At 74.6% G+C, this 13,135-nt stretch carries 10 protein-coding genes; all 10 read left to right on the forward strand.

The window, feature by feature from the left end:
• Positions 1 to 74: 74 nt before the first annotated feature.
• The 10 genes from rsmH (at position 75) to GQS52_RS20955 (ending at position 13,043) form a co-directional block, all read left to right on the forward strand.
• Positions 75 to 1,034, forward strand: a complete 960-nt coding sequence (gene rsmH, locus GQS52_RS20910) for a 16S rRNA (cytosine(1402)-N(4))-methyltransferase RsmH (protein ID WP_259370892.1) — start codon at positions 75 to 77, stop codon at positions 1,032 to 1,034.
• On the forward strand, positions 1,031 to 1,528 hold the full coding sequence (locus tag GQS52_RS20915) for a cell division protein FtsL (RefSeq protein WP_182314880.1): 498 nt from the start codon (positions 1,031 to 1,033) through the stop codon (positions 1,526 to 1,528). The genes rsmH and GQS52_RS20915 overlap by 4 nt, the downstream gene beginning before the upstream one ends.
• 302 nt (positions 1,529 to 1,830) lie before the next feature.
• Positions 1,831 to 3,834 carry a penicillin-binding protein 2 gene (locus GQS52_RS20920; protein ID WP_182316614.1) on the forward strand — a complete coding sequence of 668 codons (2,004 nt, stop codon included), beginning with the start codon at positions 1,831 to 1,833 and terminating at the stop codon, positions 3,832 to 3,834.
• A gap of 44 nt (positions 3,835 to 3,878) precedes the next feature.
• The gene (locus GQS52_RS20925; protein ID WP_259371169.1) at positions 3,879 to 5,531 is read left to right on the forward strand and encodes a UDP-N-acetylmuramoyl-L-alanyl-D-glutamate--2,6-diaminopimelate ligase; all 1,653 of its coding nucleotides are present in this window, start codon (positions 3,879 to 3,881) and stop codon (positions 5,529 to 5,531) included.
• Positions 5,532 to 5,613: 82 nt separating this feature from the next.
• Positions 5,614 to 7,017: a UDP-N-acetylmuramoyl-tripeptide--D-alanyl-D-alanine ligase gene (gene murF / locus GQS52_RS20930; protein WP_182314882.1), complete on the forward strand. Its 1,404-nt coding sequence runs from the start codon at positions 5,614 to 5,616 to the stop codon at positions 7,015 to 7,017.
• A complete protein-coding gene (gene mraY, locus GQS52_RS20935; RefSeq protein ID WP_182314883.1) occupies positions 7,014 to 8,078 on the forward strand; it encodes a phospho-N-acetylmuramoyl-pentapeptide-transferase in 1,065 nt (354 codons plus the stop codon). Before murF ends, mraY begins: the two co-directional genes overlap by 4 nt.
• Positions 8,075 to 9,520 (forward strand): UDP-N-acetylmuramoyl-L-alanine--D-glutamate ligase, encoded by a 1,446-nt coding sequence (murD, locus tag GQS52_RS20940; RefSeq protein ID WP_182314884.1) that lies wholly within the window; start codon positions 8,075 to 8,077, stop codon positions 9,518 to 9,520. Before mraY ends, murD begins: the two co-directional genes overlap by 4 nt.
• A 50-nt stretch (positions 9,521 to 9,570) precedes the next feature.
• Complete coding sequence (ftsW, locus tag GQS52_RS20945; RefSeq protein ID WP_182314885.1) at positions 9,571 to 10,902, forward strand: putative lipid II flippase FtsW; 1,332 nt, start codon at positions 9,571 to 9,573, stop codon at positions 10,900 to 10,902.
• A gap of 6 nt (positions 10,903 to 10,908) precedes the next feature.
• The gene (gene murG / locus GQS52_RS20950) at positions 10,909 to 12,003 is read left to right on the forward strand and encodes an undecaprenyldiphospho-muramoylpentapeptide beta-N-acetylglucosaminyltransferase (protein WP_182314886.1); all 1,095 of its coding nucleotides are present in this window, start codon (positions 10,909 to 10,911) and stop codon (positions 12,001 to 12,003) included.
• Between the two features lie 170 nt (positions 12,004 to 12,173).
• Complete coding sequence (locus GQS52_RS20955) at positions 12,174 to 13,043, forward strand: FtsQ-type POTRA domain-containing protein (RefSeq protein WP_259370893.1); 870 nt, start codon at positions 12,174 to 12,176, stop codon at positions 13,041 to 13,043.
• Positions 13,044 to 13,135: the final 92 nt, after the last annotated feature.

The raw sequence follows: 13,135 nt of genomic DNA on the forward strand, positions 1-13,135 counted from the left end.
AGAAGGGCACTGATGAGCACCACCACGCACTCCCGCCACGCGCGGCCGGCCGCGCACGACACCGGGGAGGTGCGGTGACCACTGAGCCCCGACACGTACCGGTCATGCTCCGGCGCTGCCTGGAGATGCTCGCCCCCGCCCTCGCCGCACCCGGCTCCGTCGTCGTCGACGCCACCCTCGGGCTCGGCGGGCACAGCGAGGCCCTGCTGACCTCCTTCCCCTCCGCGCGGCTGGTCGCCGTCGACCGGGACCCGGCCGCCCTGGAGCTCGCCGGGAAGCGCCTCGCCCCCTTCGGCGACCGCGCCACCCTGGTGCACGCCGTCTACGACGAGATCCCCGACGTCCTCGCCCGCCTCGGCATCCCGAAGGTCCAGGGCGTGCTGTTCGACCTCGGCGTCTCCTCCATGCAGCTCGACGAGGCCGGCCGCGGCTTCGCCTACGCGCAGGACGCGCCCCTGGACATGCGGATGGACCAGAGCACCGGGATCAGCGCCGCGGAGGTGCTCAACACCTACCCGGCGGGCGAACTGGTGCGGATCCTGCGCACCTACGGCGAGGAGAAGTTCGCCCGGAAGATCGTCGAGGCGGTGGTGCGCGAGCGACAGAAGGAGCCGTTCACCACCAGCGCACGGCTGGTCGAGCTGATCCGCGCGGCCCTGCCCCAGGCGGCCAAGCGCACCGGCGGCAACCCGGCCAAACGGACCTTCCAGGCCCTGCGCATCGAGGTCAACGGCGAGCTCGCCGTCCTCGAGCGGGCGATCCCCGCGGCCGTCGGCGCGCTCGCCGTGGGGGGCCGGATCGCCGTGCTGTCCTACCACTCCCTGGAGGACAGGCTGGTCAAGCAGGTGTTCGCGGCCGGTGCGGCGAGTACCGCCCCGCCCGGCCTGCCGGTCGTCCCCGAGCAGTACCAGCCCCGGCTGAAACTGCTCACCCGCGGCGCGGAACTGCCCACGGCCGAGGAGGTCGCGGAGAACCGGCGGGCGGCCCCGGCCCGGCTGCGCGGGGCGGAGCGGATCAGGGAGGACCCGGCGTGACGGCGAGGAGACGGGGAGCGGTCCCGCAACCGGGCGGCCCCGCCGCGGCCCGCACCCCGTTCGTGGTGCTCGTGGTGGTGCTGCTCGCCGGCGGCCTGATCGCCCTGCTCGTGCTCAACACCGCCGTCAACCAGGGCTCGTTCCGGCTGTCCGAGCTGCAGAAGGAGACCACGCGGCTCACCGACGAGGAGCAGGCCCTGCAGCAGCAGGTCGACGAGCACTCGGCGCCGGGCGAACTCGCCCGCCGCGCCCGGGAGCTGGGCATGGTGCCCGGCGGCAACCCCGCCTTCCTGGACGACGACGGCACCGTGCGCGGGGTGCCGGGCGAGTCCGGCGGGGCGCCGCCCGCCGTCCGCCCGCCCACGGCCGCGCCCTCCCCCACCGGATCGGTCGCCCCCTCCCTCGGCCCGGACACCGCCCCCGCGGCGGGCGCCGGGGACGGGGCGGGCCCGTCCGCCCAGACCCCGGCCCAGGCCGCACCCGACACCCGGTAGGTGACCGACGTGACCTTGCCCCGACCCCCGCACCCCGGACCGGCACCCGCGCCGGCCCCCTCCCGCGCACCGGCAGGGGGCGGCGCGTGAGCGGGGAGCGCGAACGGCCGGGGGCCGGGAAGCCGCGCAAACGCCCCGGGACGGCGAAGCGTCCGGCGGCGCCGGGGCAGGACGGGACCGCCGGCCCGCGCCGCCCCGCGCCGAGGAAGGCCGCACCGAAGAAGGCCGTGCCCGAGAAGTCAGCGCCGAAGAAGGCCGCGCCGAAGAAAGCCGTACCGAAGAAGGCCGCGCCCGGGGGGACAGTGCCGAAGAAGACCGCGCCGAAGAGGCCGCAGGGCTCCGGGGAGCCGAAGAGGGCGAAGAAGGCGGCGGCCCCCGCCGCGGGAGCGCGCGCGGGCGCGTCCCGCGCGGGCGCGGGAGCGCCCCGCCGCGCGCCCGCGCGCCCGCGCGGCCCGGTGTCGCCCTCCGGCGCGCCGCTGCTCCGGCTCGCCGGCGCCCGGCCGAGGCTGCGGCTGGTCAGCGTCCTGCTGACCGTCGTCCTGCTGGTGTTCGTCGGCCGCCTGCTGCAGGTGCAGGCGGTCGACGCCTCCGCCTACGCCACCAAGGCCGCCGGGAACCGCTACATGACCGTGACGCTGAGCGCCGAGCGGGGCACGCTGACCGACCGCAACGGAGTGGCGCTGGCGACCACCGTCGACGCCTACGACATCATCGCCGACCCCTCCATGTTCACCCCGGATCAGTCCAAGGTCCCCGATGCGCCGGCCCAGGCCGCCGAACTGCTGGCGCCGATCGTCGGGCAGGAGGAGGAGGCCGTCGCCCGCAAGCTGGCCGAACCGGACAGCCGCTACGTGGTCCTCGCCCGCAAGCAGACCCCCCAGGTGTGGAACCAGATCAAGGACCTCAAGGCGGCCCTGGCCGAGGAGGCCGCCCGCGACCGCAGGGGCGCGCCCGGCGTGCTGGCCGGGGTCTTCTCCGAGTCCACCAGCAAGCGCGTCTACCCCGCCGACGAGCTGGCCGCCGGGGTCATCGGCTTCGTCAACGCCGAGGACCGCGGGGGAGCGGGCCTGGAGGCCGCGCTGGACGGGCAGCTGGCCGGCAAGGAGGGGCTGCGCACCTACACCCAGTCCGGCGGCCGGCTGGTCCCCACCGCGGGGGTGCGGGAGAAGCCCGCCGAGCCCGGCACCGACTTCGAGCTCACCCTCGACCGCGACATCCAGTGGGCCGCCGAGGACGCGATCGGCGAGCAGGTGGCCGAGTCCGGCGCCGACCGGGGCTACGTCATCGTCCAGGACACCTCCAGCGGGGAGATCCTCGCCATGGCCAACGCCCCCGGCTACGACCCGGGGGACCTGACGCGGGCCGACCCGGCGGCGCTGAGCAACCGCGCCCTGGAGGACGCCTTCGAGCCGGGCAGCACCAGCAAGCTGATGTCCATGGCCGCCGTCCTGGAGGAGGGGGTCGCGGCCCCGGACACCCACGTCACCGTCCCCGGCACCCTGCCGCGCGCCGACCGGGTCTTCCACGACGACGTGGACCACGGCACCTGGTACCTGACGCTCAACGGAGTCCTGGCCAAGTCCAGCAACATCGGCACGATCCTGGCCGTCGAGCAGCTGGGGAAGACCCGCAAGGAGACCAACCGGATCCTGCACCGGTACCTGACCGGGTTCGGGATCGGCCGGCCCACAGGCCTGGAGTTCCCCGGGGAGACCCCCGGGATCCTCGCCGCCCCCGGCAAGTGGGACGCCTCCCAGCAGTACACGATCCCGTTCGGCCAGGGCCTGTCGGTCAACGCCCTGCAGGCCACCTCGGTGTTCTCCACCATCGCCAACGGCGGGGTGCGGGTGCAGCCGAGCCTGGTGCGGGGCACCACCGGGCCGGACGGGCGGTACACCCCGGCCGGGGAGCCGAAGCGGACCAGGGTGGTCAGCGAGAAGACGGCCCGGACGCTGTCGAGGATGCTCGAGTCGGTCGTCGGGGACGAGCAGGGCACCGGCGTCAAGGCCCAGATCGCGGGCTACCGGGTCGCGGGCAAGACCGGAACCGCCAACCGGGTGGACCCCGAGACCGGCCGCTACCGGGGCTACACGGCGTCCTTCATGGGCTTCGCCCCGGCCGACGACCCGAAGGTCACCGTCTCCTGCGTGATCCAGAACCCCACCAGGGGAAGCTACTTCGGCGGGCAGATCTGCGGACCGGTCTTCAAGGAGGTCATGGAGTTCGCGCTCAAGAGCCTGCACGCCCCTCCGTCGGGGGCCAACCCCCCCGCCCTGCCCGTCGAGTTCGACCCGGAGAAGCAGTGAGAACGATCACAGACGAGACGTCCGGGGACGACCCCCGCCGCCCCTTGTTTCGCCCCGGACGGGGAGCTGCGGGTACTCTCACGGCCGTGCCAAAAGCTGATCAGCCCACCTCCCGGCAGGACGCCCCCGCACGTCCCCCGGGCGCCCCGCGGCCGGACCGGGTCCGGCCCAAGCCGCTCGCGGAGCTGGCCCGCAGGCTCGGGACCCCCGTTCCCGCCGGGGCGGCCGACGACGCCGCGGCGACCGGGATCACCCACGACTCCCGCGCGGTCCGCCCCGGAGACGTCTACGCGGCCCTGCCCGGCGCCCGCTTCCACGGCGCGGACTTCGCCGTGCAGGCGGCCGGCAACGGGGCCGTGGCGGTCCTGACCGACAAGGCGGGCGCCGAGCGCGCCGCCGCGGCCGGACTGCCGGTCCTGGAGGTCGACGACCCCCGGGCCCGGACGGGCGAACTGGCCGCCTGGATCTACGACGGGCCGGGCGAGGACCTGCTGCAGATCGGGATCACCGGCACCTCGGGCAAGACCACCACCGCCTACCTGGTGGACGGCGGCCTGCGCGCCGCCGCGCGCGCCGCGGCCGCCGACGGCGGCCCCGCCGCCCCGACCGGCCTGATCGGGACCGTGGAGTCCCGGATCGGCGACGAGCGGCTCAAGAGCGAGCGCACCACCCCCGAGGCCACCGACCTGCAGGCCCTGTTCGCGGTGATGCGCGAGCGCGGCGTCACCGCCGTCGCCATGGAGGTCTCCAGCCACGCCCTGGTGCTCGGCCGGGTCGACGGCGCGGTCTTCGACGTCGCCGTCTTCAACAACCTCAGCCCCGAACACCTTGACTTCCACCCGGACATGGAGGACTACTTCCGGGCGAAGGCGCAGCTGTTCACCCCGCGGCGCAGCCGGGCCGGCGTGGTCAACCTCGACGACGAGTACGGACGCAGGCTCGTCGCCGACGCCGGGGTGCCGGTGACCACCTTCTCCGCGGAGGGCCACCCGGACGCCGACTGGCGGGCCGAGGACGTCGAACTGGGCCCGCTGGGCAGCACGTTCACCGTCGTGGGCCCGCAGGGCGCCAGGGTCCGCGCCGCGGCCCCGCTGCCGGGGCCGTTCAACGTCTCCAACGCCCTCGCCGCGATCACCGCCCTGGTGGTCGCCGGGGTCGACCTGCGCACGGCCGTCGAGGGCGTCGCGGAGGTGCCGGGCGTGCCCGGCCGCCTGGAGCGGGTCGACGCGGGCCAGGACTGGCTGGCCGTGGTCGACTACGCGCACAAGCCGGACGCGCTGGAGTCCGTGCTGCGCGCCGTCCGCAAGGTCACCGAGGGCCGGGTCCACCTGGTCGTCGGCTGCGGCGGCGACCGCGACGCGCACAAGCGCGGCCCCATGGGCGCCATCGCCGCCCGGCTCGCCGACACCGCGGTGCTCACCAGCGACAACCCCCGCTCGGAGGACCCGCTGGCGATCCTCGCGGCGATGCTCAACGGTGCCGCGGAGGTGCCGAGCCACGAACGGGGCGAGGTGCTGGTGGACGCCGACCGGGCCGCGGCGATCGCCGCGGCCGTCTCCCGGGCCCTGCCCGGGGACACCGTGCTCGTGGCCGGAAAGGGGCACGAGCAGGGACAGGACCTCGCAGGGGTGATCCGCCCCTTCGACGACCGAGAGGTGCTGCGCGCGGCGATCGAAGCCTCCGCGCCCCGCAGCTGACGCCACATGACCAGGGATGACTGAACGCAATGCGCGCACAAGCCCGGATCCGCCCGCCTGCCTCCACCGGCGGGGGTGAGCAGTGATCGCCCTCTCGCTCGGCGAGATCGCCGAGATCACCGGAGGAACCCCGCACGACATGCCGGACCCGCGGGTGCAGGTCACCGGCCCCGTCGTCATCGACTCCCGGGAGGTGCGGCCGGGCAGCCTGTTCGTCGCCTTCGTCGGCGAGCGGGCGGACGGCCACGACTTCGCCGCCGGCGCCGTCGCGGCCGGTGCGGCGGGTGTCCTCGCCTCCCGCCCGGTCGGCGTCCCTGCGGTCGTAGTGGACGACGTGGTCGCCGCCCTGGGGGCGCTGGCCCGGCACGTCGTCGCCCGCCTGGGCACCCCGCTGGTGGCGCTCACCGGCTCCTCGGGCAAGACCAGCACCAAGGACCTGATCGCGCAGGTCCTGGAGCACCTGGGCCCCACGGTGTTCACGCCGGGCTCGCTCAACAACGAGATCGGCCTGCCGCTGACCGCCCTGCGCGCCGACGACTCCACCCGGCACCTGGTGCTGGAGATGGGCGCCCGCGGCAAGGGGCACATCCGCTACCTCACCGGCCTGACCCCGCCGCGCATCGGCGTGGTGCTCAACGTCGGCACCGCCCACGTCGGCGAGTTCGGCGGCCGCGACGCCATCGCCGAGGCCAAGGGCGAGCTGGTCGAGGCGCTGCCGGCCGACGGGCTGGCGGTGCTCAACGCCGACGACCCGCTGGTGCGGGCCATGGCGTCGCGCACGAAGGCCCGCACGGTGCTCTTCGGCGAGGCCGCGGACGCCGAGGTGCGGGCTGAGGACGTGCACCTGGACGACCTCGGGCGTCCGGCGTTCACGCTTCGCACACCCACCGGGTGCGCCTCCGTGACCTTGCGGCTGTACGGTGAGCACCACGTGTCGAACGCGCTTGCCGCGGCCGCCGTCGCCCGTGAACTGGGCATGCCTGTCGACCGGATCGCCACCGCGCTCTCGGAGGCCGGCACGCTCTCCCGCTGGCGGATGGAGGTCACCGAGCGCGCGGACGGCGTCACGGTCGTCAACGACGCCTACAACGCGAACCCCGAGTCCGTGCGGGCGGCGCTGCGCGCGCTCGTCGCCATGGGCAGGGGCCGTCGCACGTGGGCGGTGCTCGGGGAGATGGCCGAGCTCGGCGGGGACTCCCTCGCCGAGCACGACGCGGTGGGACGGATGGCCGTCCGGCTCAACGTCAGCAAGCTCGTCGCAGTCGGCGGCCAGGCGGCCGCGTGGATGCGGGTGGGCGCCTATAACGAGGGTTCGTGGGGTGAGGAGTCGGTGCACGTGTCCGACGCGCAGGAGGCGATCGAGCTGTTGCGCACCGAAGTACGACCGGGGGACGTCGTGCTGGTGAAGGCATCCAGGGCCATAGGCCTGGAGAAGGTCGCGCAGGCGCTGCTCGCGGGCGCCGAGGGTGAGGCCGGCGCACGATGAGGCAGATCCTCTTCTCCGGCGTCATCGGCATGTTCCTGTCCCTGATCGGGACGCCGCTGTACATCAGGCTGATGGTCCGCAAGGGCTACGGCCAGATGATCCGCGACGACGGCCCGCAGGGACACCACAGCAAGCGCGGCACCCCGACCATGGGCGGCGCCGTGTTCATCGTGGCGACGCTGGCCGCCTACGCGCTCACCAAGGTGATCACCTCCAGCGAGCCGACCATCTCCGGCCTGCTGGTGCTGTTCCTGATGGCGGGCATGGGCCTGGTCGGCTTCCTCGACGACTACATCAAGATCGCCAAGCAGCGCAGCCTGGGCCTGCGCGCCAAGGCGAAGATGGCCGGCCAGCTGATCGTCGGCGTCGCCTTCGCGGTCCTGTCGCTGCAGTTCGCCGACTCCCGCGGGCAGACCCCGGCGTCGACGAAGCTCTCCTTCGTCCAGGACTTCGGCTGGTCGATCGGCCCGGTGCTCTTCGTCGTCTGGGCGCTGTTCATGATCCTGGCGATGTCCAACGGCGTGAACCTCACCGACGGCCTGGACGGCCTGGCCACCGGCGCCTCGGTGATGGTCTTCGCCGCCTACGTCGTGATCGGCGTGTGGCAGTACGGCCAGTCCTGCGCCAACATCCTGACCGCGGGCGAGGCCTGCTACGAGGTCAGGGACCCGCTGGACCTGGCGATCGTCGCCTCCGCGCTGATGGGCGCCTGCTTCGGCTTCCTGTGGTGGAACACCTCGCCGGCGAAGATCTTCATGGGCGACACCGGCTCCCTGGCCCTGGGCGGCGCCCTGGCCGGCCTGGCCATCTGCAGCCGCACCGAGCTGCTGCTCGCCATCCTCGGCGGCCTGTTCGTCCTGATCACCCTCTCGGTGATCATCCAGGTGGGCTCCTTCCGCCTGACCGGCAAGCGCGTCTTCCGCATGGCCCCCCTCCAGCACCACTTCGAGCTCAAGGGCTGGTCGGAAGTGCTCATCGTGGTCCGCTTCTGGATCATCCAGGGCGTGTGCATGATGGTCGGCCTGGGCCTGTTCTACGGAGGCTGGGTGACCGGCAAGTGACGTCCGAACCGTCCGGCCCCGAGACCTTCGAGGGGCTCCCGGTCACGGTGGCCGGCCTCGGCGTGAGCGGCGTCAGCGCCGCCCGCGCCCTGGCCGGCCTCGGCGCCGCCGTCACGGTCGTGGACGGCGGCGACGGCCCCGCGCAGCGCGAGGGCGCCGCGCGGCTGGAGGCGGAGGGCGTCACCGTCCGCCTCGGCGACGGCGACACCCTGCCCGCGGGGACGGCCCTGGTCGTCACCTCTCCCGGCTGGAGGCCGGACAGCCCGCTGTTCGCGGCGGCCGCGCGGGCCGGCGTGCCGGTGTGGGGCGACGTCGAACTCGCCTGGCGGCTGCGCGGCCCCGGCGCCGCCGACTGGCTGGCGATCACCGGCACCAACGGCAAGACCACCACGGTGCAGATGCTCGCGAGCATCCTCGCCGCGGCCGGGCTGCGCACCGCGGCCGTCGGCAACGTCGGCACCCCGGTGCTGGACGTGGTCCTGAGCGGCGAGAAGTACGACGTCCTGGCCGTGGAGCTGTCCAGCTACCAGCTCCACTGGGCGCCCAGTGTGCGCGCGCACTCCGCCGCGGTGCTCAACCTCGCCCCCGACCACCTCGACTGGCACGGCTCGATGGCCGCCTACGCCGCCGACAAGGGCCGGATCTACGAGGGCAACCGCGTGGCCTGCGTCTACAACACCGCGGACCCGGCCACCGAGGAACTGGTGCGGGCCGCCGACGTCGAGGAGGGCTGCCGGGCGGTCGGCTTCACCCTCGGCGCCCCCGGCCCCTCCGAACTCGGCGTCGTCGACGGCCTGCTGGTCGACCGGGCCTTCGTGGAGAACCGGCACAGCAGCGCCCAGGAGCTGGCCGAGGTCGCCGACGTCAACCCGCCGGCCCCGCACAACGTCGCGAACGCGCTCGCCGCCGCGGCACTGGCCCGCGCGTGGGGGGTGCCCGCCCGCGCGGTCCGCGACGGCCTGCGGGCCTTCCGCCCCGACGCCCACCGCATCGCCCACGTGGCCACGGTGGACGAGGTGGCCTGGGTGGACGACTCCAAGGCCACCAACACCCACGCCGCGGCGGCCTCGCTGGCCGCCTACGAGAAGGTGGTGTGGATCGCCGGGGGCCTGGCCAAGGGAGCCGCCTTCGACGAGCTGGTGGCCGGGGCCGCCGGGCGCCTGCGGGCGGCCGTGCTGATCGGCGCCGACCGCGCGCTGGTCCGCGAGGCGCTGGCCCGACACGCCCCGCAGGTACCGGTGGTCGAGCTGGACCGCACCGACACTGGGGCCATGGCGGCCGCCGTCGGGGCCGCAAGGGAACTGGCCCGGCCGGGCGACACCGTCCTGCTGGCCCCGGCCTGCGCCTCGATGGACATGTTCGCGAACTACAACCGCCGCGGCGAGGCGTTCGCCGAGGCCGTGCGGGCGCTGGCCGCGGACGGCCCCGGGCCGCAGGAGTAAGGGCGGGATCCCCGACACCGGGAGGTCCCCGGTGCACCACAGGAGGGGACATGAGCGCGCAGCAACGGACAGCGGGCCCGGGACGGAGGCCGACCGTCCCGGGCCCGCCGGCCCCGTCCCTGCGGCCGGCGGGGGGCCGCGGGCCCCTGGGCGGGGCCCGGGCCGCCCTGGAGCGGCTCAGGCGCGCCTGGGACCGTCCGCTGACCGCGTACTACCTGATCCTGGGCGGCGGCCTGCTGCTGACCGTCCTCGGCCTGGTCATGGTCTTCTCCTCCTCCCAGATCACGGCGCTGGCCCAGGGGCTGCCCTCGACCTACTACTTCCGCAAGCAGCTGCTGGCGGTGGCCATCGGCGGGGCGCTGATGCTGGTGGCCTCCCGGCTGTCCGTGCGGCGGCTGCGCGCGCTGGCCCGTCCGCTGCTGGTGGCCTCCGTGGTGCTGATGGCCCTGGTGCAGGTGCCCGGCGTCGGGATGGAGATCAAGGGCAACCGCAACTGGCTCTCCCTGGGCGGGCCGTTCCAGCTGCAGCCCAGCGAGTTCGGCAAGCTGGCCCTGGTGCTGTGGGGGGCGGACGTGCTGGCCCGCATGGTCGAGCGCGGGACGCTCGACCGGTGGAAGCACCTGCTGGTCCCGCTGGTGCCCGTGGCCCTGCTGCTGCTGGGGCTGATCATGCTCGGCGGCGACATGGGCACCGCGATGATCCTGGTGGCGGTCCTGTTCGGCCTGCTGTGGCTGGCCGGCGCCCCCACCAGGCTGTTCGCCGGGACGCTGGCGGTCGCCGGCCTGATGACGGCGCTGCTGATCGCCACCAGCCCGAACCGGATGTCGCGCCTGGAGTGCCTGGGCGCCACGGACCCGGGGAGGAACGACCAGTGCTGGCAGGCGCTGCACGGGATCTACGCCCTGGCCTCGGGCGGGTGGTTCGGGTCCGGACTCGGCGCGAGCGTCGAGAAATGGGGTGAACTGCCCGAAGCCCACACCGACTTCATCTTCGCCATCACCGGGGAGGAACTGGGGCTGGCGGGGACGCTGTCGGTCCTCGCCCTCTTCGCGGCTCTAGGCTATGCGGGTATCCGCGTGGCCGGACGCACGGAGGATCCCTTCGTCAGGTTCGCCGCGGGAGGTGTGACAACCTGGATCACGGCCCAGTTCGTGATCAACATCGGTGCGGTGCTCGGCCTGCTGCCGATCGCCGGCGTCCCCCTCCCGCTGTTCTCCTACGGGGGCTCCGCCCTGCTTCCGACCATGTTCGCGGTCGGCATGCTGATCTCCTTCGCACGGAGCGGGCCGGGCGCACGGGCGGCCCTGGCCGCACGCGGACCTGGGGTGATGACTAGGACCATGAGACGGATCGCCGGACGGCGGCCGTCGGGGAAGCGGTGAATTTCGGTGCATGTCGTTCTCGCCGGCGGAGGAACCGCCGGTCACATCGAGCCGGCGCTCGCCCTCGCGGACGCCCTGCGCAGGCAGGACCCGACCGTGGGGATCACGGCGCTCGGCACGGAGCGTGGACTCGAGACGAGGCTCGTCCCGGAGCGCGGCTACGAACTGGCGCTCATTCCCGCCGTCCCGCTGCCCCGCAAGCCCACGCCGGAACTGATGACCGTTCCCGGCCGGCTGCGCGGCACCATCAAGGCGGCCGAGCAGATCCTGGAGCGCACCGGGGCGGACGCGGTCGTCGGCTTCGGCGGCTACGTCGCCCTGCCCGGCTACCTGGCCGCCAAGCGGCTCGGGGTGCCGATCGTCGTCCACGAGGCCAACGCCCGCCCGGGCCTGGCCAACAAGATCGGCTCGCGCTACACCGAGTACGTGGCGGTGAGCACCCCCGACAGCAAGCTGCGCCACGCCCGCTACGTCGGCATCCCGCTGCGCCGCTCCATCGCCACCCTCGACCGCGCCGCGATGCGCGCCGAGGCCCGGGCGGCCTTCGGGCTCGACCCGAACCTGCCGACGCTGCTGGTCTCCGGCGGCTCCCAGGGCGCGCGCCGGCTCAACGAGACCGTCCAGGCGCTCGCCCCGCGGCTGCAGCGCTCCGGCGTGCAGATCCTCCACGCGGTGGGCCCGAAGAACGAACTGCCGCAGGTGGACAACATGCCCGGCATGCCGCCCTACCTGCCGGTGCCCTACCTGGACCGGATGGACCTCGCCTACGCGGCCGCCGACATGATGCTGTGCCGGGCCGGCGCCATGACGGTCGCCGAGCTGTCGGCCGTGGGGCTCCCCGCCGCCTACGTCCCCCTGCCGATCGGCAACGGCGAGCAGCGGCTCAACGCCCAGCCGCTGGTCAAGGCGGGCGGCGGCCTGCTGGTCGACGACGCCGAGCTGTCCGCGGACTGGGTGCTGGAGAACGTGCTGCCGGTGCTGACGGACCCGCACCGGCTCCACACCATGGCCCGCGCCGCGGCCGAGTTCGGCCGTCCGCACGCCGACGAGCTGCTCGTCGGCATGGTCCACGAGGCGATCGCGGCCCGGAAGGGGCGCTGAGCACCGCCCGGCGGTCCGCGGCCGGCCCTCCTCCCGCACTGCGGCGAGGGGGGCCGGCCGCTTCGCTCCGGGGCGGCCCCCGTGGCGCGCGGCCGCAGCTGGCCGCAGCTGGCAGGATCGGCCGGGCGGGCCGCTGGGGGGACGGGACGACGACATCAGGAGGGACCGGCATGGCCGTACCGGCGATCACCCGCCGCCGCGCGAGCGGCGGCACCGCAGCGACGGGCAGGCGCTCCCGGGCGCAGGACGGGCCCGGGGCCCCGGAGGGCCCGGAGCTCCCGGGCGGCTCCGGCGGCCCGGACGGCTCCGGAGGCCCGGACGGCCCGGACGGCTCCGGCCGCCGCCGGCCGGGCCCGCTGCCGCTGGTCGCGGCGGTCCTGCTGCTGGCCGCCTTCGGGCTGTGGGCGGTCTACGGGTCCCCCTGGCTGAGGATGCGCGGGGTGGAGGTCCTCGGCACGGACCGGCTCACCGAGCAGGAGGTCCGCACGGCCGCCGGCGTCTCCCCGGGCGGGCCGCTCGCCTCGGTGGACACCGCTGCGGTGGAGGAGCGGCTGCGCGGGAGGCTGCCGCGGATCGCCTCGGTGGAGGCGGTCCGGTCCTGGCCGGAGACCCTCGCCCTGGAGGTGACCGAGCGCGAGGCGGTGGCGGTCCTGGCCGGGGACGGCCGGTTCACCGAGGTCGACGCGGACGGCGTCGGGTACGCCACCGTCCGGGAGGCGCCCGGGGGCGTGCCGGTGATCCGGGTCGACCCCGCGGAGGGGGGTGCGTCGGCGCGCTTCGGCCGGGACCGGCTCGTCCGCGAGGCCGCGGCCGTCGCGGCCGGGCTCCCGGGGCAGCTGCGCGAGCGCACGCGCACGGTCGTGGTGCGCTCCTACGACGGCATCGAACTTCACCTGGACGGGGGGCGCACGGTGGTGTGGGGAAGCTCGCACGAGGGCGCACGGAAGGCCCGCGCGCTCCTGGCGTTGACGAAAGCCGCAAAAGACGCCGAACGATACGACGTGAGTTCCCCCGGTACCCCTGCTGCGACGGGGAGTTGACGATCCGGCCTGATCACGAGCACCCTGGTTCGTCTGCGGACCGAGTGATCACATAGGGTCAAAAGAAAAACGGGAGGTTCGGCGTGTTCGTT

The sequence above is a fragment of the Streptomyces sp. SCUT-3 genome (genome assembly GCF_014083985.1).
Taxonomy (GTDB): Bacteria; Actinomycetota; Actinomycetes; order Streptomycetales; family Streptomycetaceae; genus Streptomyces_H; species Streptomyces_H thermolineatus.

Bases quoted from the DNA above. Each gene is read 5' to 3' on its own strand.
- mraY (WP_182314883.1), top strand. From the start codon at position 7,014: ATGAGGCAGATCCTCTTCTCCGGCGTCATCGGCATGTTCCTGTCCCTG.
- ftsW (WP_182314885.1), top strand. From the start codon at position 9,571: ATGAGCGCGCAGCAACGGACAGCGGGCCCGGGACGGAGGCCGACCGTC.
- GQS52_RS20955 (WP_259370893.1), top strand. From the start codon at position 12,174: ATGGCCGTACCGGCGATCACCCGCCGCCGCGCGAGCGGCGGCACCGCA.